The organism is Candidatus Amarolinea aalborgensis (assembly GCF_900491745.1).
In the GTDB taxonomy this organism is placed as follows: domain Bacteria; phylum Chloroflexota; class Anaerolineae; order SSC4; family Amarolineaceae; genus Amarolinea; species Amarolinea aalborgensis.
On sequence record NZ_UETR01000009.1, the window covers coordinates 59222 to 85242 of the forward strand.

The window sequence follows — 26021 nt, forward strand, 5'->3', positions numbered from 1 at the left end:
ATACCCTTGCCGGTTGCGCGTACACGGGCTAGGATGATATGGCACCTTGCAAAAACGTCAGCCGAAATTTTTGTTCGAGGAGGAAACGACGATGTTCACCACCTTTGCCGAGGCGCAAGCCTTTGTGCGCAAACAGCAGTTTGCCATGATTGATCTCAAGTTTACCGACCTGGCCGGGCGTTGGCACCATGTCACGGTCCCGGAAAGCCAGTTCACCGAGCACCTGATGCGTGACGGCGTCGGCTTCGATGGCTCATCGGTTGGCCTGCGCTCTGTCAAGTCCGGCGACATGGTCTTGATCCCCGACCTGACCACGGCCTTCGTGGACCCGTTCTGGGATGTTCCCACCCTCAGCTTCATCTGCACGGCGTTCGAGGCCGACACCAAACTGCCCTTCAGTCGCGATCCGCGCAACATCGCCATTCGCGCCGAAGCGACGATGCGCGCCTGGGGCATCGCCGATGAGAGCCGCTGGGGACCGGAGTATGAGTTCTACGTTTTCGACAGCGTAGCGTTTGAAAATGATGTCAACGCCGCCTCCTACCGCGTGGAGAGCAAAGAGGCTGCCTGGCAGAGCGGTCGCGGCGGGCATGGGCACCTGATCCCGCTCCACGGCGGCTATCATGTCATCCCGCCCAAAGATCAGCTCTTCAACCTGCGCAGCGAGATGGTCATGGAACTGGAGGAGATGGGCATCGAGGTCAAGTATCACCACCACGAGGTGGGCGGGCCAGGCCAGTGCGAGATCGAAACGCCGATGATGGGCCTGGTGCGCAGCGGCGATGCCACCCAAATCGTCAAGTATGTCACCAAGATGGTGGCGCACCGGCACGAGCAGACGGCGACCTTCATGCCCAAGCCGCTGTACGGCGAGGCCGGCAACGGCATGCACTTTCATCAGCACCTGTTCAAGCAGGGGCAGAATGTCTTTTTCGATGCGGCCGGCTATGGCAAGCTGAGCCAAACCGCATTGTGGTACATCGGCGGCCTGCTGCATCATGGCCCCGCCGTTCTCGCCTTCACGAATCCCTCCACCAACTCCTATCGGCGCCTGGTGCCGGGTTTCGAAGCGCCGGTCAACGCCTTCTTCAGCCTGGGCAATCGCAGCGCCGCCATCCGCGTGCCCAAATACGCGGATCAACCGGACACCGCGCGCTTCGAGTTTCGGCCGCCGGATGCCACCGGCAACATCTACCTGGCCCTGGCTGTGCAGTTGATGGCGGGGCTGGATGGCATCCGCCAGCAGATGGACCCGCACGCGCTTGGCTTCGGTCCGATTGACCAGAATATCTTCACCTGGAGCGAGGAGCAGCGCAAGGTAATCAAGCCGCTGCCGGCGTCGCTGCGCGAGGCGCTCGACGCGCTGGAGCGCGATCACGAATTCTTGCTGCAAAATGACGTATTCGACGCCGGCCTGATCGCCGACTGGGCCAAGGCGAAGTACGACGAATACTACGGCGTGCGCAACCGCCCGCACCCGGCCGAAATTGCGCTCTACTACGACGTGTAACGCCCCCTCGCAGGGCTGCGGCGAGGTGACGCACTCAGAGTCACGCCACTGCGCCGCACGCCAACGCTGTGATGTCCACATTCCCCTGCGAGGGTTGGCCGCACCGGGGGATCAACCTTGCGCAGGCCCGCCGGGTAAGGAGCTGATGTCGTCGAGATCGTTGTTGGCTTGCCCGGCGCTGTCTCGTCGAAGCAGCCTGCGCAAGGGGATGCCCCCTCGCAGGGCTGCGGCGAGGTGACGCACTCAGAGTCACGCCACTGCGCCGCACGCCAACGCTGTGATGTCCACATTCCCCTGCGAGGGTTGGCCGCACCGGGGGATCAACCTTGCGCAGGCCCGCAGGGTAAGGAGCTGATGTCGTCGAGATCGTTGTTGGCTTGTCCGGCGCTGTCTCGCCGAAGCAGCCTGCGCAAGGGGATGCCCCCTCGCAGGGCTGCGGCGAGGTGACGCACTCAGAGTCACGCCACTGCGCCGCACGCCAACGCTGTGATGTCCACATTCCCCTGCGAGGGTTGGCCGCACCGGGGGATCAACCTTGCGCAGGCCTGCCGGGTAAGGAGCTGATGTCGTCGAGATTGTTGTTGGCTTGCCCGGCGCTGTCTCGCCGAAGCAGCCTGCGCAAGGGGATGCCCCCTCGCAGGGCTGTGGCGAGGTAACGCACTCAGAGTCACGCACCGTCGTCACAAGTCAACATTGTGATGTCCACATTCCCCTGCGAGGGTTGGCCGCACCGGGGGATCAACCTTGCGCAGGCCCGCCGGGTAAGGAGCTGATGTCGTCGAGATTGTTGTTGGCTTGTCCGGCGCTGTCTCGCCGAAGCAGCCTGCGCAAGGGGATGCCCCCTCGCAGGGCTGCGGCGAGGTGACGCACTCAGAGTCACGCCACTGCGCCGCACGCCAACGCTGTGATGTCCACATTCCCCTGCGAGGGTTGGCCGCACCGGGGGATCAACCTTGCGCAGGCCTGCCGTGTCAGAAGCTGATGTCGTCGAGATCGTTGTTGGCTTGCCCGGCGCTGTCTCGTCGAAGCAGCCTGCGCAAGGGGATGCCCCCTCGCAGGGCTGCGGCGAGGTGACGCACTCAGAGTCACGCCACTGCGCCGCACGCCAACGCTGTGATGTCCACATTCCCCTGCGAGGGTTGGCCGCACCGGGGGATCAACCTTGCGCAGGCCCACCGGGTAAGGAGCTGATGTCGTCGAGATTGTCGTTGGCTTGTCCGGCGCTGTCTCGCCGAAGCAGCCTGCGCAAGGGGATGCCCCCTCGCAGGGCTGCGGCGAGGTGACGCACTCAGAGTCACGCCACTGCGCCGCACGCCAACGCTGTGATGTCCACATTCCCCTGCGAGGGTTGGCCGCACCGGGGGATCAACCTTGCGCAGGCCCGCCGGGTAAGGAGCTGATGTCGTCGAGATCGTTGTTGGCTTGCCCGGCGCTGTCTCGTCGAAGCAGCCTGCGCAAGGGGATGCCCCCTCGCAGGGCTGCGGCGAGGTGACGCACTCAGAGTCACGCCACTGCGCCGCACGCCAACGCTGTGATGTCCACATTCCCCTGCGAGGGTTGGCCGCACCGGGGGATCAACCTTGCGCAGGCCTGCCGTGTCAGAAGCTGATGTCGTCGAGATCGTTGTTGGCTTGCCCGGCGCTGTCTCGTCGAAGCAGCCTGCGCAAGGGGATGCCCCCTCGCAGGGCTGCGGCGAGGTGACGCACTCAGAGTCACGCCACTGCGCCGCACGCCAACGCTGTGATGTCCACATTCCCCTGCGAGGGTTGGCCGCACCGGGGGATCAACCTTGCGCAGGCCCGCCGGGTAAGGAGCTGATGTCGTCGAGATCGTTGTTGGCTTGCCCGGCGCTGTCTCGTCGAAGCAGCCTGCGCAAGGGGATGCCCCCTCGCAGGGCTGCGGCGAGGTGACGCACTCAGAGTCACGCCACTGCGCCGCACGCCAACGCTGTGATGTCCACATTCCCCTGCGAGGGTTGGCCGCACCGGGGGATCAACCTTGCGCAGGCCCGCAGGGTAAGGAGCTGATGTCGTCGAGATCGTTGTTGGCTTGTCCGGCGCTGTCTCGCCGAAGCAGCCTGCGCAAGGGGATGCCCCCTCGCAGGGCTGCGGCGAGGTGACGCACTCAGAGTCACGCCACTGCGCCGCACGCCAACGCTGTGATGTCCACATTCCCCTGCGAGGGTTGGCCGCACCGGGGGATCAACCTTGCGCAGGCCTGCCGGGTAAGGAGCTGATGTCGTCGAGATTGTTGTTGGCTTGTCCGGCGCTGTCTCGTCGAAGCAGCCTGCGCAAGGGGATGCCCCCTCGCAGGGCTGCGGCGAGGTGACGCACTCAGAGTCACGCCACTGCGCCGCACGCCAACGCTGTGATGTCCACATTCCCCTGCGAGGGTTGGCCGCACCGGGGGATCAACCTTGCGCAGGCCTGCCGGGTAAGGAGCTGATGTCGTCGAGATTGTTGTTGGCTTGTCCGGCGCTGTCTCGTCGAAGCAGCCTGCGCAAGGGGATGCCCCCTCGCAGGGCTGCGGCGAGGTGACGCACTCAGAGTCACGCCACTGCGCCGCACGCCAACGCTGTGATGTCCACATTCCCCTGCGAGGGTTGGCCGCACCGGGGGATCAACCTTGCGCAGGCCCGCAGGGTAAGGAGCTGATGTCGTCGAGATCGTTGTTGGCTTGTCCGGCGCTGTCTCGCCGAAGCAGCCTGCGCAAGGGGATGCCCCCTCGCAGGGCTGCGGCGAGGTGACGCACTCAGAGTCACGCCACTGCGCCGCACGCCAACGCTGTGATGTCCACATTCCCCTGCGAGGGTTGGCCGCACCGGGGGATCAACCTTGCGCAGGCCTGCCGTGTCAGAAGCTGATGTCGTCGAGATCGTTGTTGGCTTGCCCGGCGCTGTCTCGTCGAAGCAGCCTGCGCAAGGGGATGCCCCCTCGCAGGGCTGCGGCGAGGTGACGCACTCAGAGTCACGCCACTGCGCCGCACGCCAACGCTGTGATGTCCACATTCCCCTGCGAGGGTTGGCCGCACCGGGGGATCAACCTTGCGCAGGCCTGCCGTGTCAGAAGCTGATGTCGTCGAGATCGTTGTTGGCTTGCCCGGCGCTGTCTCGTCGAAGCAGCCTGCGCAAGGGGATGCCCCCTCGCAGGGCTGCGGCGAGGTGACGCACTCAGAGTCACGCCACTGCGCCGCACGCCAACGCTGTGATGTCCACATTCCCCTGCGAGGGTTGGCCGCACCGGGGGATCAACCTTGCGCAGGCCCGCCGGGTAAGGAGCTGATGTCGTCGAGATCGTTGTTGGCTTGCCCGGCGCTGTCTCGTCGAAGCAGCCTGCGCAAGGGGATGCCCCCTCGCAGGGCTGCGGCGAGGTGACGCACTCAGAGTCACGCCACTGCGCCGCACGCCAACGCTGTGATGTCCACATTCCCCTGCGAGGGTTGGCCGCACCGGGGGATCAACCTTGCGCAGGCCCGCCGGGTAAGGAGCTGATGTCGTCGAGATCGTTGTTGGCTTGCCCGGCGCTGTCTCGTCGAAGCAGCCTGCGCAAGGGGATGCCCCCTCGCAGGGCTGCGGCGAGGTGACGCACTCAGAGTCACGCCACTGCGCCGCACGCCAACGCTGTGATGTCCACATTCCCCTGCGAGGGTTGGCCGCACCGGGGGATCAACCTTGCGCAGGCCCACCGGGTAAGGAGCTGATGTCGTCGAGATTGTCGTTGGCTTGTCCGGCGCTGTCTCGCCGAAGCAGCCTGCGCAAGGGGATGCCCCCTCGCAGGGCTGCGGCGAGGTGACGCACTCAGAGTCACGCCACTGCGCCGCACGCCAACGCTGTGATGTCCACATTCCCCTGCGAGGGTTGGCCGCACCGGGGGATCAACCTTGCGCAGGCCCACCGGGTAAGGAGCTGATGTCGTCGAGATTGTCGTTGGCTTGTCCGGCGCTGTCTCGCCGAAGCAGCCTGCGCAAGGGGATGCCCCCTCGCAGGGCTGCGGCGAGGTGACGCACTCAGAGTCACGCCACTGCGCCGCACGCCAACGCTGTGATGTCCACATTCCCCTGCGAGGGTTGGCCGCACCGGGGGATCAACCTTGCGCAGGCCCGCAGGGTAAGGAGCTGATGTCGTCGAGATCGTTGTTGGCTTGTCCGGCGCTGTCTCGCCGAAGCAGCCTGCGCAAGGGGATGCCCCCTCGCAGGGCTGCGGCGAGGTAACGCACTCAGAGTCACGCACCGTCGTCACAAGTCAACATTGTGATGTCCACATTCCCCTGCGAGGGTTGGCCGCACCGGGGGATCAACCTTGCGCAGGCCCGCCGGGTAAGGAGCTGATGTCGTCGAGATCGTTGTTGGCTTGCCCGGCGCTGTCTCGTCGAAGCAGCCTGCGCAAGGGGGTTGTGTAACCTTTTGCCGGTTGTTCCATCCAAGACGGGAGTGTGCGGCAATCCAGTAAGTAGATGAGGGACAACACGATGGATTTTTTCAGGCGATTCTTGGGCGGCGCTTCGATCGCGGCGATGAGCGCCAGCGAGGCGGGTCAGCGTTTGCGCACGCAGCCAGCCCCCTTCATTCTCGATGTGCGCCAGCCCGATGAGTACAGGCTCGGCCACATCGCCGGCGCCATGCTGATCCCGCTGGGCGAATTGAGCCAGCGCCTCCAGGAGCTGCCGCGCGAACGCGAAATCTTGTGCGTCTGCCGCTCTGGCAACCGCAGCCGCAGCGCCGTGCAGCAGCTCGCGGCCCAGGGTTTCAAGGCGGTCAACCTGAGCGGCGGCATGATCGCCTGGGAACAGGCTGGCCTGCCGCTGAAGAAGGGCGCAGCCAAGTGAGCGGCCTGCCATTGGACCTGGCGCTCGGCTTCGTGATTGGCCTTTCGCTCGGCCTGTTGGGCGGCGGCGGCTCTATCTTGACCGTGCCGGCGTTGGTTTACCTGGTTGGACAAACGCCGCAGGTCGCCATCACCACCTCGTTGGCCATCGTGGGCGCGACCAGCGCGCTGGCCGCGCTGTTTCACCGCGCGCAGGGCACGCTCAACTGGCGCGTGGCCCTACTCTTCGGCGGCGCGGGCATGGCGGCGTCCTTCCTGGCCGCGGGCGTCTCGAAACGATTCAGCCCTGCGCTCCTGCTCGTGGCATTTGCCCTGCTGATGCTGATCATCGGCGGGTTGATGTTCGCGCAGCGGGCACAACGGACAGACGCTGCGGCGCCGCGCGGCTGGCTGACGGTCATCGCCGGCGGCGCGGGCGTGGGCGTACTGACCGGCATCCTGGGCGTCGGCGGCGGCTTCTTGATCGTACCCGCGCTGGTGATCCTGGTTGGGCTGCCAATGGCGCAGGCGGTCGGCACCTCGCTGCTCGTCATCGCCATGAACAGCCTGGCCGGCTTCCTGGGACACCTCAGCGCCGGCGTTTCTGATCCGGCCGCGCTGCTGTCGCTGACGACGATTTTCGCCGCCGCGGGATTGGTGGGCGCATTCACCGGCGCGCGCCTGGCCGGCCGCCTGCCCGCCGTACATCTGCGCCGCCTCTTTGGCGGCTTTGTGATCGTGTTGGCGATTTTTCTCTTGTTTGATAATGTGCCGAAAGTATAAGAGTCAAAAGGAGCAGACGGTGATGTTTATACAGCAATTTTTTGTGGATGGGCTTGGTTGCGCGTCGTATCTCATTGGATGTGAAGGCCACGGCGTGGCGGCTGTTGTTGATCCAGACCGTGACGTGGAAAAATACCTGGAAGCGGCGCAGGCGCGGGGGCTGACGATTACGCATATTATTGAGACGCACCTGCACGCCGATCACGTGTCGGGTCACGCGGACCTGGCCGAGCAGACCGGCGCTGCGATTTATCTGCACGCGGCCAGCGGCGCGCGTTTCGCCCATCAACCCCTGCACGATGGCGACGTCATCGCCCTGGGCAACGTGCGCCTGACCGTGCGTCATACGCCGGGCCACACGCCGGAAAGCATCAGTCTGGCCGTGGCTGACACCACGCGCGCGCCCGATCCCTGGATGGTGCTAACCGGCGACACCCTTTTCGTGGGCGATGTCGGCCGCCCTGACCTGGTGGGCGCGGCGGCCGCGCGGGGATTGGCCGGCGAGCTGTTCACCAGCCTGTTTGACAATCTGCTCACCCTGGACGATGGGGTCATGGTCTATCCGGGGCACGGGGCTGGATCTTTGTGCGGCCGCGCCATCGGCTCGGTGCGCAGCTCGACGATCGGCTATGAACGGCGCTTCAACCCCGCGCTGGCTGCGCGCACGCCGGCCGACTTTGTGGACTATGCTACGCATGATCTGCCGGAGCAGCCGGGCAATCACGCCCGCATCAAATCCATCAATCGCGAGGGGCCGACGCCCCTGGGCGAGATCAGTCCACGGCCGCTCTTGATTCAGCAGGCCCTGCCCTATTTCCGCCGCGGCGCGGCCCTGCTCGACACTCGTTCACGCGCGGCCTTTGTACAGGCGCACGTGCCTGGCGCGGTGCACCTGGAAGCGGACGATCAGTTGAGCAATCGGGTTGGTTTCGTCCTGCCGCCCGATGCACCAATCGTGCTGCTGCTGGCGGACGCGGCCGATTACCGGCGCGTCGTTCTCAGCCTGGCGCGCGTGGGCTACGATAACGTCGTTGGCTACCTGGCGGAGAGCCTGGAAACCTGGCGCGGCATGGGGCTGCCGCTGCGCAGCGGCGATGTGCGTGACCTCCAGCCGGTGGAACTCAAGAAACTGCTGGACAGCGGCAACGGTGAGCGCCCGCAGGTGGTGGACGTGCGTGAGCCGTGGGAATTTGCGCAGGGGCATGTGCCCGGAGCGCTCCTGATTCCACTCGGTCAACTGGCCGGCCGCGTCAACGAACTGGACCCGGCGCGTCCGGTGGCGGTGATTTGCGCCAGCGGCAGCCGCAGCCAGTCCGCGGCCGCGCTTCTGCTGCAAAAGGAGTTCAAAACCGTCTATAACATCCTGGGCGGCGTCAGCCTGTGGACGATGCGCGGACTGCCGCTGGCGCAGTAACCCGCGCAGTGGGGCTTGCTGTGGAGCGCATTCAGCAGCTGTTATGTCGCCGCGCTGCCCAAAAAGCTGCGCGAGGCGCTCGACGCGCTGGGTCGCGATCACGATTGCCTGCTGCAAATCGGCGTGTTTGACGAAGGTCAGATGGCCGGCTGGATCAGGGTGAAGTATGCCGTATACTATGGCGTGCGCACCCGGCCGAGATCGCGCTCGCGTGACGTGTAACCTTACGGCGCCAGTTTTTGCAGCATCGCCTGTGGACTGTCGCACCAGTACGCGCGGTAGCCCTGCGGCGGCTCATCGGCCTTATCGGCATACATCAGCAGCGCCACGCGCACCTCGTAGCCGCCATGCCAGAAGACGCGACAGCCCGTGGCATCGTGGAAAAGCTCCCGGTAGCCGTCAATCTTGTACTGATAATCGCCGACGGTCATCCCCTTCGGATCCACGAACAGGATCGTGTACGCCTTCCCCTTGACCAGCCAGAAGACGAAGTCGGGGTGGAAGTCGCGGATACGGCCCTGCCTGCCGTCGTAGTAGGGCAGGATCACGCGGTCGAGGGCCTCGTCGCTGCGGCTAAAGAGCCACCAGTCGTACTGCTTGAAGCCGTTGTGCGTCTCTTTGAGGTACTGTTCAAGCTGATTGAGGAAACGCCGCTCGCTGGCGACGTGAATCACGTGGTTGATATAGCCGATTTTGTCTTGATCCGAGATCAGGAGGGGCAGGTAGTAGTGGCTGGCGAGGTGTTTGATGTGTAACCGCTGGCCGTCGTGGTCGAACGTGGCTTCTGGTTGAATGCGGTCGAGCGCGAGCCGGGCCGCATCGTAGGCGTCGTCGTCCATTAGGCCGAGGTTGCGCTGCGCGCGCAGCTCGGCGATGCGGGCGGTCGGCGGGACGTAGCGTTTGACCGCCTCGATCTGGCCGCGCAGCTCGGAGATGTCCGCCAGCGTAACGCGGATGCGCTGGAAGTGGTTGATCTCGTCCTCCAACGGTTTGAAGCGGTCCACCGTTTGCGGCGCGATGGCGAAGTACTGCAGCAGCCGCGGCAGCAGGACGTCCACGCGGCCGAAGCGGCGATCGGCGATGGCGTGGAAGTAGGCGTCGGGCGCGGCGAGGGTCGTGCGCAGCAGGCCGATCTGCTGGGGGGTCAGGTTGTGATGCGCCAGCAGCAGCCGGTCATCCCCCAGGTAGGCCACGTAATCGCCGAGCAGCTTGCGCTCCTGTTCCTGCAGCTCGAACTTGCGCGGCTGGCGCTGCTCCACCAGCAGTTGGCCGTCCAACTGGCGGAAGACGGGGATCAGAATCGGATGCGCGGCGGTCAGCGCGGCGGGGTTGACGTCCAGCGCCAACGGGTGGCCGCCTTCCTGGACGCGTTCGGCCTCTAGCCCGGCCAGAATCGTCTCCAGCGCGGCGCGCTTGGTGCCGAAGATGAAGAGGGACTCCACTGCGTGGAGGAACGGCCGCGCGGCCGCAAACGTGGCGTCATCCACCTCGCCCGTGTTGTGCAGGCTTGCCAGCCGCTTGCGCTTGCCGCCAAGCGGCTCGATGCGCACGCCGCGGCCCACCGACTGGAGTACGAACTTCTGCGCCTCGTCGCCTGTGCCAATGTTGATATAAGTGATGACGTTGGGCCGGTTGGAGTCCCACCCCTCGTAGAAGCTGCGCGATCCCATCAGCAGGTTGACGGTGCTGTCGGCCTCGTTCAGGCGAGCAAAGAAGCTGTCATCTTCGAAGCCCTTAACCAACTCGTAGCCGGCCAGTTCCCCCTTGCGCCACGGCGTGCTGTCGCCGATCTTGATCAGCGCGAAGGGTTCGGCCGTGGATTTGAGCTTGAAGGCCAGTTCCTTGTCGTTGGAGGGGCGTACCAGCACTTCCATCGCCCCGCGGCGCTCGGCGTTGAAGACATAACGGTAGACATCCGTGCGCGTCAGGCTCTCGAACAGGGTCGCGTTGAAGGCGAACTCTTCCCCTTCGTAAAGGAACGAAGGCCCGGCCGCCAGTTCAGCGCGCAACGCGGCCTTGGCTGCGGTGAAAGCCTGCGTGGAAACATCGCCGGCGCCGATGCGCGCCAGCTCACGGAAGAACAGCTTGAGGTCCGCCTCCTCGGTGTTGACCGAGTTGACCAGCGCCAGCAGCAGCGGCCGGTGATAGAGGGTTGCGCCGGCGGCCGCGCATAATTGCGCCCGCGCCTTGGCGACATACGCCAGCATCAGCAGCGACTGCAGAACGATGCGCTGCTTTTCTTCGCTGCTGAAGTCTTCCGCGTGTTTGAAGGCGCGGTTCTCCTGCCGCAGCAGGCTGACATGCTTGCCGTAGCCGCCCGCGATGAAGGAAGCCAGGTTGAACTCGTACGCGGTCGTCAGCCGGTCGCGCGGGTCGGTGAAGGTGGCCGAAAAGTTGAACAAAAAGCCGTTGCGGCTGAGAATGTTGTAGATGTGCTGCCGCTTAGAGTCCTCTTTATCGCCCTTGTGCGCCTCGTCCAGCAGCACGTACCACTGGCCGTCGTTGTCGTAGTTGTGAAAGTCCACGATGCGCTCTTTTTGGACGTCACTCAGGTTATCGGAGCGGTAGGTGAAGACGGTCAGCTCCTGGCGGCCCAGCAGCGAGGGATGTTCGCGCTTGGCCTCGGGCAGCTCACGCAGGTCGCGCAGGCGCAGCAGCGGCATGGCCCCACCGCCGTTGAAGTCGCGCACGTGGGCGCGCAGTTGATCGAGCAGGTCTTCGCGGTGGGTCAACACCAGCACATCGCGACGCGGGATCAAGTCGAGCTGCATCAAGGTCCAAAGCAGTTGTAGCAGCTTGACGATGACCAACGTCTTACCGCTGCCGGTCGCCATCCAGAAGCCCATGCGGTTGACCAACTCACGGTAGGGCAGCTCCCGCTCGCCGTTGGGCGCGGCCGTCAGCGTGTAGTACGGCGCCAGCAGCTTGATCTGGTCGCGCTTCTTGCCCACGTTGAGCAGCGCGGGCAGGGTGACGCTGGAGTCGGTGTAGCGCTGGAAGCAGCGGGCCTTGCGCCGCGCCTCATCCGTCTCGCCGTCGTAATACAGCCACAGGGCGATGACGGCCTTGCGCAGCGCATCCTGCTGGTAGCTCCACAGCGTCTTGCCGCGCGAAAACGACGCCAGGTCGCCGGTCGTCCACGCCGGCGGCAGGCTCTCGTACATGAAATCGGCTAACAGAGTTTGCAGATACGCCATGCCGCCCCTTAGCTGCTCTTTGCGTAGGGCTGGACGGTCTGGATGCCAGGGATAAAACGATAGTGCTTCTGGTTGAAAGTATGCAGCGGCTCGCCCAACGCGATCGCTGTCTGTCCGATTAACACATCCAGCAACCCTGCATTGTGGCTCAAGCGAAACGCGGCAAACACACCCAGCGCTGCGTCACAATCCGCTTCTGAAAGCCACACCACCCCGTAGGACGCCAGCGCGCGCTGCACCCGGTCTTGTTCTACTTTATTGCGGCAGCCTTGAATTAGCTCCATCACGACGTAGCCGGAAACCGCCACCTCTTCGTCCTCTGGCAACGTACCAAACCAGGCTGCGGCTGGGGGATGTTTGCGCAGCAGGTCTATCAGCACATCGCTGTCGAGCAGAATCATAGCCGGATCTCTCCGCGCGCCTGAGCTTCTTCGCGCAGTTCGCGCGCATAGACGGAGCTGTCGCCGATGTCGTCACGGTCTTGCCATAGGCCGATCAGACCCGATTTGCGCAGACGCCCGACCGTCAAGCGCGCGCGCGGCCGGGACGCCGCCGGCGGGAGCAACACAATGACCTCGACGGCCTGCCCTTTTTTGTAGGGAAGTCCGGTGATCCGTATTTCTCCATCCTTGGCTATCACTTGATGCACCTGTACTGCTTCCATCGTATCACCTCCAAACGGTATCCAGCGCCTGTCCACGAGCATTTTAGGCGCACAGCGCGCTGGTGCCGAACGTCTTTCGCAGCAAGCGTTCTCTGCTTCGCGTTTCCGTCGCAAGCGCTGCAGATTCTTTGCGCGTTTGTGCTCCAAACGCCATCACCACCATAGCAGCGACTTGACATCCTCCCAGCGCGGCGCAGCCAGGTCGGCCGTGGAGCCATCCGCGAATACCACCGTCTCGGCCGTCAGGCGCTTGATCCACTTGCCCGTCAGACACGACAGCGTCTCGGCCAGATCAATGCCGTCGTAGAGCTTGTCGAGCGCCACCCGCACCTGATTCCCCGCCGTGTCCACCGTCACCGCATCCAGCAGCTTGAGATCGCGCAGGAAGACGTAGCGGGCCAGCTCCTCCACGGTGCCGGCCAGCAGCGAGGGCGGCGCGGCGTGGTCCTCGTAGCGGGCGCGGCGCAGCGTGTCCTCGTACTGCTCCAGGTCGAAGTACTTGACGAAGTGGCTCATCCCCTGGCTGCTATTATCCAGCACCGCCTTGCCTCCCTTCCACTTGTCGGAGAAGGCGACCTTCTTGACGCGCGGCAGGATGACGGTGTGGAAGTGCTCGCCCATCTCCACCAGGATGTACTTGCGGCTGCCGCCGTCGGCGCGGTTGAGGTTCATGACGGCGTGGGCCGTGGTGCCGCTGCCCGCGAAGAAGTCGAGACACAGGCTACTTTCTCTCCGGAGGCCGGAGATGTCAATACAGTCTTCTACCGTGTAAACTGACTTGGGATAAGAAAAGAGAGCGTCTCCAAAGAGGTTCTTCAACAGGCCGGTGCCGTGTTCCGTTGCGGAATATCGGGCGTCTACCCAGATTGTCGGTGGAACTGCACCTTCAGGGTGGGGGTAATTCTTGTAGTAAACGTTGGACTTCGCGTTCTTTCCGGCCTTAATTGAAAAGAGTGTCGTGTCACTCATTAGCCTTGTGTGGCTCCACCGCCATGTCTTTTCCCGACCAAAATCATCCACAGGATAGATTAGGATCGTGCCGGGTGGTGCTTTCGCGGTGACAGTCCATTCTTCTTTCACTTGGTCCCAACTCATCTCAGGAATCCAAAGCTGTTTGCCATCTGTGGCTATGGGATAGTATAGCCTTCTTCTTCGGTCTCGATCAGAGTTTGAACCTTCACGCCTGAGATTCCTCCACTCGAATTCTCCGGTCTCATCTCTGCCAGAGAATCGCCTCTGCTGCTCATCAGATCGTTTCATTCTAAGGATAACGGACTCATCGTCTTTCCTCACAAAGATCGCATACTCGTGCTGGAGGGAGAATCCCGTTTGTGTCGGACGCCCCGATGGGTTGGCACGAACCGAGATTGTGCCAGCGATGCTATCCTTGCCGAAATTTCGCTCAATCAGGAGCTGCAATTCTTTCTGTTGGTTATCATCAATCGCAATGCACATGACACCTGTCTCACAAAGGATATCCCTGGCAAGGAACAGGCGATTATCAATCATCGAAAGCCATGACGATGCCCTGTAGTTGTTCACATAGATGATGGGACTAGCATCGCTGTTGTAGGGCGGATCAAGGTATAGCACATCCACCCGCTCCCGAAACTTCGGTAGAAGGGTATTCAGCGCCTGGTAGTTCTCGCTATGCACCAACCAGCCGTCCAGATTTGTATCCAAGTCATCGAACAGGGCCAGGATGGCCAGCTCCAGGTCGGGCACGTGCTTGGTGTCCAGCGGCAGGTAGCGCAGGCGCGGGTGCAGGGGCGCGCCGGTCAGGTCGGCGGCCAGGATCAGGCCCAGCAGACCCTGCGGGTTTCCGAAAACCCGCAGGGTCTCGGCGTCGTCCAGCATGCCCAGCTCGCGCCACTCGGCCATCTGGCCGGCCATGCCCGCGTGGCTGAAGAGGCGCTCGATCAGCGCCGCGCCGCCCTCGGCGTCCAGGATTTTATCCAGGGTGACCACATAGTGGCTGTTTAAGGCGAACTTCGGCTTGTTCCACACCCGCACCAGCTCATCCTCGAAGCGGGCGATGAAGCCGATGATCTCATACGCGATCTTTTTGATCGCCTGCAACTGCCGCAGCCGCGTCTCGCTGAACGCGCTCTCGCCCCGGAAGAGGTACTGGAACATCCACAGGTCGAACTGCTCCACCAGGAAGGCCCGCGCGTCCTTGTTGATGAAGTAGTCTACCTCCGACTGTTTCTCGAAGACGCGGAACGCCTTTTCCAGCGTCTCCTCGTCCACCGGCGCGCCGGTTTTGCGGATCGCGGCCAGGAGATCGTCGGTCTTGGTCTTACGCCCTTTCTCCGAATATGCCACGGTGAAGGCCAGCCGGCCGTCAGCCTCGCGCTTCTTGAACTCGTAGATCAGATCGCGCTTCTCGTTGGCCCGCTTCAGCGCCATGCCCGCCACGTCGAAGTAGAATCGCTCCCCGCCCACCGCCGCCTCCATGCTGTTGAACAGGCGGTCGGTCTTGACGTAGTAGAGCATGTGCGTCTTCCAGAAGAGCATCACGTCGCGGTCGTCGGTGTAGACCCGCTCGTAGATGCCCTCGCTGGCCGCGGTGTGGCGGAAGTAGATGCTGCCGCTCTCACTGAAGTAGCGGCGGAAGAAGTCGTAGAGTTTATCGAACAGTTCTTCGCGAAAGCTCGGCTCGAACGGCTTACACGCGGCCTCGATGTCACGCAGCAACTGCGGGAAGACGCCCTGCTCAAAGTAGGTCGCCTTGATCCGCATCAGGTTGATGTAGCCGGAGTCCCCCTCGACCTTTGCGCCGATGAAGATAGCTTTGAGCGCGTCGAAGAATTGCTGTTCGTACTGCCTGGATTGGGGCATGGCTAATTCTCCCGTCGTGGAGCTGCGTTCGAGTGTGTGCGCCGATTATAGACGCGGTCAGGTTGATCGTCAATTCATTTCTTGGCGTTGGCCTTTGGACCGGTCTGTAGTCGAGGAATTGGCGCGGCCAAGTCGGTATTGGACGAAAACACCTACGCCCGCAGGTCACGCCTGGCGAGTGACGATTCTTGGCGCCGGTCAGGCGCGCACAAAGAAGCGATCCATGGCGGTCTTGACCAGGTCAACGCCGAGCTTGCTGCCCGCGCCCCAGGTCAGCGCCTTCAGCCAATCGTCCAGCGACCCGAAGTTCTTGCCGAAGTAGAGCTGGCTCAGGCCGGTTGCCAGGGCCACGAGCACGGCAATGCCCAGGAAAGCGCGGTCGCCCAGGCGCAGGGCGTTCTCGGCCCGCTGTGCGCGCGCCGCTGGCTCTGCGGGCAGGTCGGCCACGGGCAAAAATGGCAGGACGGCGCGCGGCGCGTCGCCAGGAGGCACGTCCCTCGTCGTCGGCGTGCTGTCGCCTGGCGCCTTTGCCGTGGGTAAGCGGTGCAGCAGTTGGGCAACGCCATCTACGGCTGCCGCGATCTCGGCCTCGGTGCGGCGCGTGCGCAGATCGTCCAGGTTGGCAGCCACCCACAGATCAACCCAGGCGGAATTGGCCTGTTGGCGCGCCCGCGCGGCCACTTTCGCTTCATCGGGCGTTAAGCCCTGCAGGCTATCGAGCTGCCCTCGCGCCCAGGCCAGCGCCTGCTCCCAAGCGCCCCACCTGGTCGCCAACGTGATGGCCTTGTCCGCTGCGGCGACTTGCTTCGTGAAGTTTGCCAGCGTCAAAGGCTGACCGCTGCCCAACGCCTCAGCCGCCGTGTAAAACCGCGGTTTTTCCAACGGCAGGGGCAACGCAGGCGGCGGCGCAGCGACCGCCAACGCAGGCCCCATGTTGTCCTTCAGGGCCGCTTGCAGCGCATTCAGTTTCGTTTCCCATGCCGCCGGCCAAAACGCAAGCTGATCCTCCACGCTCGTCAGCTTAGCCTCGAGCTGGGCGTGGCGCTGCTTAGCGTCCTCGACGGCGCCCGGCGCAAAGAGCAAATTCATCCACACCCGATCCAGCCTCTGGGCCTCTTGTTTGACCTCTGCCAGCAGCCTCAGCGCGTCCGTACGGATGTCATACCCGGAGACTGGCTGCCAACCTGCAACCACCTTACTGGCCGTCGCCTCGCGGTCCACCAACTGCCACAGAGGCCGCCGCACCCCCAGCCAGTTCTGCGTCCACGCCGTGATAAAGACGCCGATAATCAACAGCAGAATGGGATACCAGATGGCATCAGTCACGTTGACGGTCAACGTAACGTCGCCCTGCGCCTCATCGTTCGGCGCCAGGTCAACCTTACCGGTGTAAGCGCCCGCCAGTCCCCAACCACTGCTGAAATCATAAGCCAACTGCGCGCCTTTGGCGGGCGCGTAATGAGCGAGCGTCACGGACAAGGCGCCGCCCTGCGTGCTGGTCAGATAACCGAGCGCACCGGTCGGCAGAGAAGCCAGCGCAGGCAGGTCTTTGAGCGGCAGCACGCAGTTGTTTACACACCACGGTGGCGCAAAGGGGCAGAGGCGATAGGCTTGAATGGTGTACGCGGCGACGGCGGGTTTGAGCAGCCCAGTCGCGGCTTTCGGGTCTCTGACCTTGAGAGCCAGAGGCTTGCGAATAACCAGCCCGTGCGTGGGCGAGGAGACCGCGACGACACTGGCATACGCGCCAGGCTCCGGGCTGAAGGCCGGCTTTGCCGCCAGCGGCAGAGTAACCCACGCACTGCCCGCGGCCGGCAGCGTGATCGTCAGCGCCGTCGTTTGCAGCAGCGCGCTGGCTTCGATGATCTGCGCGCCGTGGGCGAATTCCGCCACACGAACATCCAACAGCAGGTCTGCGGTGGTGTTGTTCTGCACGGCGAAGACAATTTTCTCATCAGGCCAGACTGCACTCAGGGGCGTGTCATCCGCGAATTGAATCACCGGCGGGCCTTCGGCCGCCATGGTCACATGGGTGCACAGGAGACAAAGGCACAGGGCAAGCGCTTGCCACGGAAGCGACCGCCGCCATGAGAACTTCCTGAAGGGCTTCATTTTCTCCTCCCTGCGAGTTCCTGGTAAAATGAACTCGATCCTGCCTGCTAGCGATCCCTGGTTGAATCGTAGCACAGGCGCGGATGAATTGACAAATCAGGTCACGGAATAGCGCGCGGAATCCCGTCAGGCGCCGTGGCCTGGCTATCTCCCAAGTAAAGGTGATGAAATGAGCATGCGTTACAAATTGTTTGGCCGCAGTGGTCTGCGTGTGTCAGAGGTTGCCCTGGGCACCATGACCTTTGGGCCGGACTGGGGCTGGGGTGCGGACAAAGAGACCAGTCAAGCGATCTTCGATCTCTACGCCAATGCGGGCGGCAACTTCATTGACACGGCCAACCGCTACACCGACGGCGCCAGCGAGAAATACGTGGGCGAGTTCATCGCCAGCGATCGCGAGCACTTCGTCGTCGCGACCAAGTACACCTTGAAAATGCGCCAGGGCGATCCAAATTTCAGCGGCAACCACCGCAAGAATATGATGCAGTCGGTGCATGCCAGCCTCAAGCGGCTCAATACCGACTACCTAGACCTGCTGTGGGTTCACGCCTGGGACTTTACCACGCCCGTGGAGGAAGTTTTGCGCGGCTTGGACGACCTTGTTCGTCAGGGCAAAGTGCTCTACGTTGGCATCAGCGATACCCCGGCCTGGGTTGTGGCGCAAGCGAACGCCATCGCCGACCTGCGCGGTTGGTCGCGCTTCGTCGGCTTGCAGATTCGCTACAGCCTGGCCGATCGCAGTGCAGAACGCGATCTGCTGCCGATGGCGCGCGCGATGGATGTTGCAGTCACGCCCTGGAGCGTCCTGGGCGCCGGCGTGCTAACCGGCAAGTACCTCGCCGATCCGCAAGCCAGCGGCCGTGCGGCGCGCTGGGGGCGGGACGAACGCGACCTGGCGATTGCGGCTGAGATCAGGGCTGTGGCCGCCGACCTCGGCTGCACACCCCCGCAAGTGGCTATTGCCTGGGTTTTGGCGCAGCAGTCGCCGCATTCTGCGCCGATCATTCCCATCCTCGGGGCGACCAGGCCGTCACAGCTCGAAGATAATCTGGGCGCGCTCGCGATTCACCTGACGGCTGAGCACCTGGCGCGGCTGGACAAAGTCAGCGCCATCGGACTAGGCTTCCCACACGAGTTTCTGACCAGCGAGAGCATTCTGGACATCGTTTTTGGCGGCGCCTTCGGTCAGATTGATAACCACCGCCGCGCCCCGTAGGCGCGACCGCAGCCCTTGCGGGCCAACGAACTCCAGGTGAGATGCAGCGCCCCTGATTCCGCTCGGTCCACTGGCTGGCCGCGTCAACGAACTGGAGCCGGCGCGGCCGCTGGCGGAGATTTGCGCCGCCGGCCGCCGTAGTCAGCCCGCGGCCGCGCTTCTGCTGCGGAGAGAGTTTAAGATCGTCTATAACATCCTGGGCGGCGCCAGCCTGTGGACCATACGCGGACTGCTGCTGGCGCCGTAACCCACGCCGCCGTCGGGCTTGGCGTGAGAAGGAAATCCCGCGTACCCTTCTGCCAGATGAGTTCTGCGCCGCAGGCCTGAAGCGCGCGGGTGACAACGATCTCTGCCATTCTGACAACATCAGGACACATCGCGTTGATTCAACTGTGCGTTGCTCAGCCTTAATCGGCTGTTAGCCCGCCCCTTGCATTTTCGAGTTTTTTTCTGCTCCCAAGCAGAGTCCACGCCCGCCCACACGCGGGTAACGCCAACCGTTAGTGCGACTCCGCGCCAAGTCTTTCGAGCCTTGACAGCCACGCCTCGAAGTGGGGACACTTACTACGAATCGCGTCCAGACCTATCAGTGCGGCCACCTGCGGTCCCACGACAGGTTTTGCGCCTGCATAGTCGGGAAACTCAGCAATAATACGTTTGCTTGGCGCCGTGTGCGTTCCGTCGTCAATCAATTCAGGTGTATTGTAACTTTCGGCGATGACCTTGAGCGCCGAAATAGCCTTTTCATGGTGGCCGTAGAAGAAGGCAAATTGCGTGGGATCGGAGAAGAGATATGCTTCGTACTCGTGCAATTGGATATAGGGAATAAACCGCCAATCGTTAATATCCCTGGCAAACGCTTGCTCCAGAGCCTCAACGCGCTTGCCAGGCGAATGACGCAGTTTTTCGGCTTCCTCCCATTTAGGAAAGTCATCAGGGAGAGCATACAGGTCAATCATCGTTGTGAAAAAGACATCTCTCATGCCCTTCTCTTGAGCTAAGAACCGTAGGATGTCGTCTCTTATTGGCACGTATTTCAGAGCGCCACCCCGGTAGACTTTGCCTTTCTTCTTTGCGTGCGCAGTAAGAATCGAAGCCTGTAGATATACTCCCATGTTTGCGAGATGCGGCTTGAGTAGCGTGTCGGCGAATGTCTGTTCTGTTTGCCCTTCGGCGAATAGATATAGGCGTGCCATTAGTGCGGACCTCCGCCTATGACGTTCTTCTCCCAGATTTCGCCCAGGCTATATTCTTCGAGCCATGCTTCCAGTTTATCAGGATCAGGGCGCGTGAATTGTGACTCCCTACCCTCTCGGTTCACCACAATCACATCTTTAGGATCGAAGTTGTTGAGGAAAGTGCTGGATTGCGTGCTGATGAGCACCTGAGTGTGGTGCGACGCTTTGCTGAACAACGCAGCTATCACGTTGAGCGCATACGGATGAAGTCCGAGTTCCGGTTCATCAACAATGATCAGGCCAGGCAGCTCACTTTCTGGCTGCAAAAGCAGCGTGACAAGACAGATGGCGCGCAGAGTGCCATCCGAAAACTGGTGCGGGCCGAACACCTGATCCGATCCCTTTTCCCGCCAGTTCAGGATGATGTCCCGCTTGTTAGGGCCAGTTGGCTCCAGGTCAAAATCATCGAAGAACGGGGCGATCAAACGAATCGTCGTGACAATTGGATGATAAGCCGATCTGCTGTTTTCATTCCGCAGCCGATAGAGCAGCGCGGCCAAGTTGCCCGCATCAGGCATAAGCCAGCGATTGTCGCCAATGTAGCAGTATTGGCGAACCCGGGCCGTGGGCGACGTATCGTGGAAGTGATACACTCGACAGGAGTTAAGCAGATTCCGAAACACCGTGGCGGTTTTCTCTCCCGCGCCCGCCGATTCGCCGATTCGTGTTTCTTGATGCCCCGAACCTAATGAGACAGTCTTGGAAGACAGGTAGCCCGCTCCTGCGAAGCTCAATGTCTCCTCGGCAAAAACAAGCGTATCGCCTGCCGCATGGAACAGGCGCATGGTATAGATATCCCTTGCATTTTCTACTTCGAACTCTAGCGAAGCCTTTAACTGCAGCGTCACCTTGGGGCCGAAGTGCAACAGGGAGTGAGCACGCCCTGAAGCACCGATGTACTCCTGAAGCCGGCCAGCCATCATCTCGTTGAGCATTTTGAAGAACGAAATGAGGTTGCTTTTGCCCGCGCCGTTCGCTCCAATCAGAACATTCAGGTTATTCAACTCAATATCCATCGTCTTGATGGACTTAAACCCGTTAAGAATCACTCGTCGCAACATTATCACTCTCCTGAATTGGCGGATTTCTCGCAATGTAGCTTATCGGCCTGATCGTGGCAGTGCCTCGGATTGGCTCGCGTTCCGCACAGATCGCCTTCAATTGCAGGGCCTCAACTTTGTTCACTTTCCCAGACATCGAATTCACCGGCGACCACCGGCATCCGCTGGTACGCGGTGATTTCTTGTTGCTCCAATTCCGCAACCGTTACTTCGCCGAACCATCGTTTCAACAGTTGCAAAACAAACTCAGAGACCGAAAGTCCAGCAGGACGTGCGGCTCGTTCCAATCGTTGAAACAAGGCCTCATTCAGAGTCAATTCCATGGTGCGCATTGTCATCAGACTTCACCTCTCAATTTGGCATCAGCTGGTCTATGAAATTCGATGCGGCTATTATACACCATCAAAAATGGATTGTCATCTGATCCGAAATTTTGTCTATCTCGATCACAATCCGATCGCCTGGTTGACCTGGAGCGAAACATGACTTGAGCGCGGCGGTGAGTGGTCAATCGGCGCGGTCGTTTGCCCGCAGATTTGACCACGTGCTATAATACGGCCACACAGGAGCGAGTGCAGAAAGGGGGAACTCTCCATGACGACCATAGACCTGCAAGTGGAAATGGCGGACATCAAGACACGACTGGGAAGCCTCGAAACCGCTGTGCGCGAAATTGTCAGCGGGCGACGACCTTCATTCCAGGCGCCTGGCATACCATCGAGCAACAAGGAACTGCTGGCCTGGATGCGCATGTGGGGATTGGTCCGTGATCCAACACCCGAGGAGCTTGATTTGGCTGCGCAGTGGGACGAACTGCCCCAGGAGGAGCAGCAAGCTGTCCTCTGGGAGTTAGATCATCTGCCGCCTGGGCCACTGGCGAGCGACATCATCATCGAAAATCGGCGCTAATGATGAGTATCTGCTATCTAGATGCCAGCGCGCTGGTCAAATACTACATTCTTGAGCCAGGTAGTACTTGGGTCAGAAGCTTGATTGATGTACGTGACCCTCGAGATGACTTTCCGCGCAATATCGTGTTCATTTCTGATGCCAGTATTGCCGAGTGTGCAGCCGCCTTTGCCGTGCTGCACCGCGTCAACAGGATCACCCGACGGTCCCGCGACGGAGCATACCAGGCTTTTATCAAGAATGTAGCCAACGGCTTGTATAACATGGCGCCTGTGACCACGGCCGACTTTCACAGAGCAGCGCATCTCTGCCAGACCAGACCTCTCAAAGCATACGATGCGGTCCAATTGGCCGTGGCCTTACGTCAAGGTCGGTCGTTGGCTGTTATCAGGCAGTCGCTGATGTTCATAAGCGGCGACAAGACGTTGTTAACCGCTGCACAGGCTGAGGGCTTGGCCGTTGAAAATCCCTTCGACCACATTTCCCCTCAAGACACGCCAACAACCGCGTCGCTGCTATAGATGAATGTCCCTGGTTGCGCAAGGTGCTCCATGAGTTGACCTTCCCGCCGCCGGCCGTGCTGCAGCCATGACGCAAGGATCGTATCTAATCCAATGAGCAACCCTGAACAAGACCGCCTCTTATTCCAACGCATTCGCCGCGGCGACAAGGCCGCGTGCGGCGAGTGCGTTGACATCCACTCGCCGGCGATCTACCGCCTGGCCCTGCGCTTGACGCAGGATGAGGCGGAGGCCGAAGATGTGGTGCAAGAGACGTTCATGAATGCCTTCAAGGCCATTGATCGTTTCGAAGGCCGCTCAGAGTTAGGCACCTGGCTCTATCGCATCGCGTACAACGCGGCGCTGGGCCGCCTGCGCCGCCGCAAAGTGGACACGGTGCCGGTGGATGAGGCCGCGGCCGACAGCGAAGGTACGCTGGTGCCGCAGCAGTTGTTCGATTGGTGCTGCCTGCCCGATCAGGATTTCAAGACCGGCGAGGCGCGTGCCGAGATGCAGGCGGCGATTGCCGAACTGCCGGAAAAGCTGCGCGCGGTCTTTGTGCTGCGCGAGATGGAGGGTCTCTCCACGCAGGAGACGGCTGACGCCCTGGGGTTGTCGGTCGAAAATGTCAAGACCCGCCTGCACCGTGCGCGTCTGTGGCTGCGCGAACGTCTGTCTGGTTATTTCACGGAGCTTGTGTACGTACCCATCAAAGGTTGAAGCTAAAATGACGCCTATGACCTGCCAGGATGTGCTCGCCAGCCTATCCGATTATCTCGACGGCGAGACTCTGCCCAAACAACGTGTCGCGATCGAGCAGCACTTATCCGCGTGCGCGGCGTGCTTCGCCGTGGCCGACACCCTGCGCAAGACCGTGTCCCTCTATCACGAACTTCCCGCACCCGATTTGAGTCACGCGGCCCGTGCGCGCCTCTACCGCGCGCTTAATCTGGCGGACGTATGACCAGCCTTTCACAACCGACCTGGATTTTGCCCCTGGCTTCGGATCAAGCCGCGCTGGCGCTCGTCGGGGGCAAGGGCGCCAACCTGGCGCGGCTGGCGCGCGCGGGCTTGCCGGTGCCGGACGGCTTCCTCATCGCCACGCCAGCCTACATGGCATTTCTCACGGCCAATGAGCTGACGGCGCGCATCGTGGACGCCCTGCCGGCGGGAGCGCCCGATTCCCCAGACCAGGCCGAGAGGGCTTCGACGCTGATCCGGGGTCTCTTCGATCAGGGGCGCATCCCGCTCGACCTGGCCGCACAGATCCTGGCCGCGTATGCCAACCTGGGCCGGCCGGCGGTCGCCGTGCGCTCCTCGGCCACGGCCGAAGACCTGCCGGAGATGTCCTTCGCCGGTCAGCAGGATACCTACCTGAACGTGGTCGGCGACGAAGCCCTGCTGGCCGCGGTGGTTGACTGCTGGAGCAGCCTGTGGACGGCGCGGGCCATCAACTACCGCGCGCGCAATCGGGTGCCGCACAGCGGGGCCGCGCTGGCGGTCGTCGTGCAGAAGATGGTCGAGAGCCAGGCCTCAGGCGTGCTCTTCACGGCCAATCCGCTCACCGGCCTGCGCACGGAAACGGTGATTGATGCGACCGTGGGATTGGGTGAAGCGTTGGTGGCGGGCCAGGTGGAGCCTGACCATTACGTCGTGGACACGCGCAGCGGCCAGATCACTGGGCGGACGCTTGGCGCCAAAGCAATGAGCATCCGCGGCCGGCCTGGCGGCGGCACCGTCGCGGTGCAGGAAGACCAGGCCGCGGCTCAGGCTTTGCCCGATGCGCAAATCCAGGCGTTGGCCGCGCTGGGCCGCCGCGTCGCTGAACTGTACCACACGCCGCAAGACATCGAGTGGGCCTGGGCCAACGACACGCTCTACCTGCTGCAGGCCCGGCCGATCACCTCGCTCTTCCCCGTGCCAGACGACCTGGCGCCGGCGCCCTTGATGGTCATGTTCTCCTTTGGCGCCGTGCAAGGCATGCTGGATCCGGTGACGCCGCTGGGCCGAGACATCCTGCGCGAGGTCATGGTCGCCGTCGGGCAGCTCTTCGGCATACCCGCCAGCCGTGGTCCGCAGCGGGTGCTTTTCACGGCCGGTGAACGACTGTGGGCCAATTTCACACCCGTCCTGCGTAATCCGATCGGCCGCCGGATTGCGCGAGGCGCCATGGGATTCCTGGATCCGGCCGCGGGCGAGGCCATCACCGCAATCTGGCAGGAGCCGGCTCTGCAGCCGGGGCGGCGACGGATCAGCCCGCATGCAGCCGCGCAGGTGGCCCGCTTTCTCATCCCGGTCGTGGGTAACGTTCTGCTCAATTTGCTTTCCCCAGGCCGGCGGCGCCGCGCGATCATCGCCCATGGCGAGCGCGTTCTGGTCGCCGTACAGGCGCGCAGCGCTGCCATCCAGGGCGATCCACGCGCCAGGCTGGCTCAACTGGCGCGGCTCGTCCCGCAGAGCCTGGAAGAGTATGTGCCCCGCACCTTCCGCGTGTTTATTTCCGGGGTTGCCAGCGGCATGGCCTCGTACAACATGCTGCGGGTCTTGTCGAAGCGCGTGGCTGCGGCCTCCGCCAACGGGTCGGGCGATTGGGGCGAGCGCATCCTTCAAGTCACCCGGGGCCTGCCGTACAATCCCACGACGGAGATGGACCTGGCGCTGTGGCAGGTTGCGCAGACGATCCAGGCCGATGCGTCCGCGCGCCGGGCCTTTCAAGCTCAGCCCCCGGCCGAGCTGGCCGCGCGCTATCGCGCCGGCGCACTGCCGGACGCGGCGCAGCGAGCCTTTGAACCATTCATGGCGCGCTACGGCGCGCGCGGCCTGGCCGAGATTGACCTGGGCCGGCCGCGCTGGTCCGAAGAGCCGGCGCACCTGATGGAGGTCGTGGCCGGCTATTTGCAAATCACGGACCGGCATCAAGCCCCGGACGCGGTCTTTGCACGAGGCGCGGCCGCCGCCCAGGCCATCATAAACCAAATGGCGGCCGCGGCGCAGCAAGGCCCGCACGGCTGGCTCAAGGCGCGGCTGATACGCCTGGCCGCGGGCCGCACGCGCATGCTGATGGCGCTGCGCGAAAGCCCCAAGTTTTTCGTGGTTCGCCTGTTGGGCATCTTCCGCCAGGATCTGCTCACGATCGGCCAGGAATTGGCCGCGGCCGGCGAACTGGCCCAGCCAGATGACCTGGTCTACCTCTCGCTTTCTGAGCTGGCCGCCTTTGCCGACGGCAAGCCCGCGGATTGGGCGGCCTTGATCAGCCAACGGCGCGCCGCCTTCCAGCGCGAGCAGATGCGCCGGCAGATTCCACGCCTGCTGCTGAGCGATGGCCGCGCGTTCTACGCCGGGGTGACCAGCCGGGGAGAAGGCGCCGGCGCGCTGACCGGCAGCCCGGTGTCGCCGGGCAGCGTCGAAGGCCGGGTGCGGGTGGTGCTCGACCCGCGCTCCGCCGGCCTGCTGCCGGGCGAGATCCTGGTTTGCCGTGGCACCGACCCCTCCTGGACGCCGCTCTTCCTGACCGCAGCCGGCCTGATCATGGAAGTGGGCGGTATGATGACCCATGGCGCGGTCGTTGCCCGTGAATACGGCATTCCGGCCGTCGTGGGCGTAGATCGGGCGACCGAACGCCTGGCGACCGGCCAGCGCATCGCGCTGAACGGCTCCAACGGCGAGATCAGGCTGCTGGATGAGGCCGCACAGCCTGCCTGATCGAGTCGCGTGATTGTCACCTGCTTGACAACTGCGGATTGATCGGCTATTATGCATTGTAAATGCAGATTAG

19 protein-coding genes are annotated in these 26021 nt (G+C 62.7%); 11 read left to right on the top strand and 8 right to left on the bottom strand.

The window, feature by feature from the left end:
* The first annotated feature begins 91 nt into the window (after positions 1 to 91).
* From glnA to ACPQ6D_RS13410, 5 genes are all read left to right on the top strand, one after another.
* Positions 92 to 1510 carry a type I glutamate--ammonia ligase gene (gene glnA, locus ACPQ6D_RS13390; RefSeq protein WP_423224838.1) on the top strand — a complete coding sequence of 473 codons (1419 nt, stop codon included), beginning with the start codon at positions 92 to 94 and terminating at the stop codon, positions 1508 to 1510.
* A gap of 4466 nt (positions 1511 to 5976) precedes the next feature.
* A complete protein-coding gene (locus tag ACPQ6D_RS13395) occupies positions 5977 to 6333 on the top strand; it encodes a rhodanese-like domain-containing protein (protein ID WP_423224839.1) in 357 nt (118 codons plus the stop codon).
* Positions 6330 to 7094 carry a sulfite exporter TauE/SafE family protein gene (locus ACPQ6D_RS13400; protein ID WP_423224840.1) on the top strand — a complete coding sequence of 255 codons (765 nt, stop codon included), beginning with the start codon at positions 6330 to 6332 and terminating at the stop codon, positions 7092 to 7094. The genes ACPQ6D_RS13395 and ACPQ6D_RS13400 overlap by 4 nt, the downstream gene beginning before the upstream one ends.
* Before the next feature lie 22 nt (positions 7095 to 7116).
* On the top strand, positions 7117 to 8508 hold the full coding sequence (locus ACPQ6D_RS13405) for an MBL fold metallo-hydrolase (RefSeq protein ID WP_423224841.1): 1392 nt from the start codon (positions 7117 to 7119) through the stop codon (positions 8506 to 8508).
* A 15-nt stretch (positions 8509 to 8523) separates the two neighbouring features.
* Entirely contained in the window at positions 8524 to 8730 is a 207-nt protein-coding gene (locus tag ACPQ6D_RS13410; RefSeq protein ID WP_423224842.1) for a hypothetical protein, read from the top strand.
* A 2-nt stretch (positions 8731 to 8732) separates the two neighbouring features.
* Here the strand turns inward: ACPQ6D_RS13410 and ACPQ6D_RS13415 are convergent, their stop codons facing one another.
* From ACPQ6D_RS13415 to ACPQ6D_RS13435, 5 genes are all read right to left on the bottom strand, one after another.
* Positions 8733 to 11705, bottom strand: coding sequence for a DEAD/DEAH box helicase family protein (locus ACPQ6D_RS13415; protein WP_423224843.1), 2973 nt, complete (start codon positions 11703 to 11705; stop codon positions 8733 to 8735).
* Between the two features lie 8 nt (positions 11706 to 11713).
* Positions 11714 to 12106, bottom strand: a complete 393-nt coding sequence (locus ACPQ6D_RS13420; RefSeq protein WP_423224844.1) for a type II toxin-antitoxin system VapC family toxin — start codon at positions 12104 to 12106, stop codon at positions 11714 to 11716.
* Complete coding sequence (locus ACPQ6D_RS13425) at positions 12103 to 12369, bottom strand: hypothetical protein (RefSeq protein ID WP_423224845.1); 267 nt, start codon at positions 12367 to 12369, stop codon at positions 12103 to 12105. The genes ACPQ6D_RS13420 and ACPQ6D_RS13425 overlap by 4 nt, the downstream gene beginning before the upstream one ends.
* 153 nt (positions 12370 to 12522) lie before the next feature.
* Positions 12523 to 15210 carry a site-specific DNA-methyltransferase gene (locus ACPQ6D_RS13430; RefSeq protein WP_423224846.1) on the bottom strand — a complete coding sequence of 896 codons (2688 nt, stop codon included), beginning with the start codon at positions 15208 to 15210 and terminating at the stop codon, positions 12523 to 12525.
* A gap of 198 nt (positions 15211 to 15408) precedes the next feature.
* Entirely contained in the window at positions 15409 to 17322 is a 1914-nt protein-coding gene (locus tag ACPQ6D_RS13435; protein WP_423224847.1) for a hypothetical protein, read from the bottom strand.
* 175 nt (positions 17323 to 17497) lie between these two features.
* Between ACPQ6D_RS13435 and ACPQ6D_RS13440 the strand changes: the two genes are divergently transcribed.
* The gene (locus ACPQ6D_RS13440; RefSeq protein ID WP_423224848.1) at positions 17498 to 18538 is read left to right on the top strand and encodes an aldo/keto reductase; all 1041 of its coding nucleotides are present in this window, start codon (positions 17498 to 17500) and stop codon (positions 18536 to 18538) included.
* Between the two features lie 500 nt (positions 18539 to 19038).
* On the opposite strand, the gene ACPQ6D_RS13445 is transcribed toward ACPQ6D_RS13440, so the two are convergent.
* The 3 genes from ACPQ6D_RS13445 to ACPQ6D_RS13455 form a co-directional block, all read right to left on the bottom strand.
* Entirely contained in the window at positions 19039 to 19734 is a 696-nt protein-coding gene (locus ACPQ6D_RS13445; RefSeq protein ID WP_423224849.1) for a DUF4276 family protein, read from the bottom strand.
* The gene (locus ACPQ6D_RS13450; RefSeq protein WP_423224850.1) at positions 19734 to 20837 is read right to left on the bottom strand and encodes an AAA family ATPase; all 1104 of its coding nucleotides are present in this window, start codon (positions 20835 to 20837) and stop codon (positions 19734 to 19736) included. Before ACPQ6D_RS13450 ends, ACPQ6D_RS13445 begins: the two co-directional genes overlap by 1 nt.
* 110 nt (positions 20838 to 20947) lie before the next feature.
* A complete protein-coding gene (locus tag ACPQ6D_RS13455; RefSeq protein ID WP_423224851.1) occupies positions 20948 to 21175 on the bottom strand; it encodes a hypothetical protein in 228 nt (75 codons plus the stop codon).
* A 256-nt stretch (positions 21176 to 21431) separates the two neighbouring features.
* Here ACPQ6D_RS13455 and ACPQ6D_RS13460 point away from each other — a divergent pair, with 256 nt between their 5' ends.
* From ACPQ6D_RS13460 to ACPQ6D_RS13480, 5 genes are all read left to right on the top strand, one after another.
* The gene (locus ACPQ6D_RS13460; RefSeq protein ID WP_423224852.1) at positions 21432 to 21746 is read left to right on the top strand and encodes a hypothetical protein; all 315 of its coding nucleotides are present in this window, start codon (positions 21432 to 21434) and stop codon (positions 21744 to 21746) included.
* Positions 21746 to 22267 carry a type II toxin-antitoxin system VapC family toxin gene (locus tag ACPQ6D_RS13465; protein WP_423224853.1) on the top strand — a complete coding sequence of 174 codons (522 nt, stop codon included), beginning with the start codon at positions 21746 to 21748 and terminating at the stop codon, positions 22265 to 22267. The genes ACPQ6D_RS13460 and ACPQ6D_RS13465 overlap by 1 nt, the downstream gene beginning before the upstream one ends.
* A gap of 93 nt (positions 22268 to 22360) precedes the next feature.
* Positions 22361 to 22966, top strand: coding sequence for an RNA polymerase sigma factor (locus ACPQ6D_RS13470; RefSeq protein WP_423224854.1), 606 nt, complete (start codon positions 22361 to 22363; stop codon positions 22964 to 22966).
* Between the two features lie 7 nt (positions 22967 to 22973).
* Positions 22974 to 23210 (top strand): anti-sigma factor family protein, encoded by a 237-nt coding sequence (locus ACPQ6D_RS13475; RefSeq protein WP_423224855.1) that lies wholly within the window; start codon positions 22974 to 22976, stop codon positions 23208 to 23210.
* Positions 23207 to 25948 carry a PEP/pyruvate-binding domain-containing protein gene (locus tag ACPQ6D_RS13480; protein ID WP_423224856.1) on the top strand — a complete coding sequence of 914 codons (2742 nt, stop codon included), beginning with the start codon at positions 23207 to 23209 and terminating at the stop codon, positions 25946 to 25948. The genes ACPQ6D_RS13475 and ACPQ6D_RS13480 overlap by 4 nt, the downstream gene beginning before the upstream one ends.
* Positions 25949 to 26021 lie beyond the last annotated feature (73 nt).

Bases quoted from the DNA above. Each gene is read 5' to 3' on its own strand.
- ACPQ6D_RS13480 (WP_423224856.1), top strand. From the start codon at position 23,207: ATGACCAGCCTTTCACAACCGACCTGGATTTTGCCCCTGGCTTCGGAT.
- ACPQ6D_RS13405 (WP_423224841.1), top strand. From the start codon at position 7,117: ATGTTTATACAGCAATTTTTTGTGGATGGGCTTGGTTGCGCGTCGTAT.
- ACPQ6D_RS13435 (WP_423224847.1), bottom strand. From the start codon at position 17,322: ATGAAGCCCTTCAGGAAGTTCTCATGGCGGCGGTCGCTTCCGTGGCAA.
- ACPQ6D_RS13425 (WP_423224845.1), bottom strand. From the start codon at position 12,369: ATGGAAGCAGTACAGGTGCATCAAGTGATAGCCAAGGATGGAGAAATA.
- ACPQ6D_RS13445 (WP_423224849.1), bottom strand. From the start codon at position 19,734: ATGGCACGCCTATATCTATTCGCCGAAGGGCAAACAGAACAGACATTC.
- ACPQ6D_RS13450 (WP_423224850.1), bottom strand. From the start codon at position 20,837: ATGTTGCGACGAGTGATTCTTAACGGGTTTAAGTCCATCAAGACGATG.
- ACPQ6D_RS13470 (WP_423224854.1), top strand. From the start codon at position 22,361: ATGAGCAACCCTGAACAAGACCGCCTCTTATTCCAACGCATTCGCCGC.
- ACPQ6D_RS13415 (WP_423224843.1), bottom strand. From the start codon at position 11,705: ATGGCGTATCTGCAAACTCTGTTAGCCGATTTCATGTACGAGAGCCTG.
- ACPQ6D_RS13475 (WP_423224855.1), top strand. From the start codon at position 22,974: ATGACGCCTATGACCTGCCAGGATGTGCTCGCCAGCCTATCCGATTAT.
- ACPQ6D_RS13430 (WP_423224846.1), bottom strand. From the start codon at position 15,210: ATGCCCCAATCCAGGCAGTACGAACAGCAATTCTTCGACGCGCTCAAA.
- ACPQ6D_RS13440 (WP_423224848.1), top strand. From the start codon at position 17,498: ATGCGTTACAAATTGTTTGGCCGCAGTGGTCTGCGTGTGTCAGAGGTT.
- glnA (WP_423224838.1), top strand. From the start codon at position 92: ATGTTCACCACCTTTGCCGAGGCGCAAGCCTTTGTGCGCAAACAGCAG.
- ACPQ6D_RS13460 (WP_423224852.1), top strand. From the start codon at position 21,432: ATGACGACCATAGACCTGCAAGTGGAAATGGCGGACATCAAGACACGA.
- ACPQ6D_RS13420 (WP_423224844.1), bottom strand. From the start codon at position 12,106: ATGATTCTGCTCGACAGCGATGTGCTGATAGACCTGCTGCGCAAACAT.
- ACPQ6D_RS13395 (WP_423224839.1), top strand. From the start codon at position 5,977: ATGGATTTTTTCAGGCGATTCTTGGGCGGCGCTTCGATCGCGGCGATG.
- ACPQ6D_RS13465 (WP_423224853.1), top strand. From the start codon at position 21,746: ATGATGAGTATCTGCTATCTAGATGCCAGCGCGCTGGTCAAATACTAC.
- ACPQ6D_RS13455 (WP_423224851.1), bottom strand. From the start codon at position 21,175: ATGACAATGCGCACCATGGAATTGACTCTGAATGAGGCCTTGTTTCAA.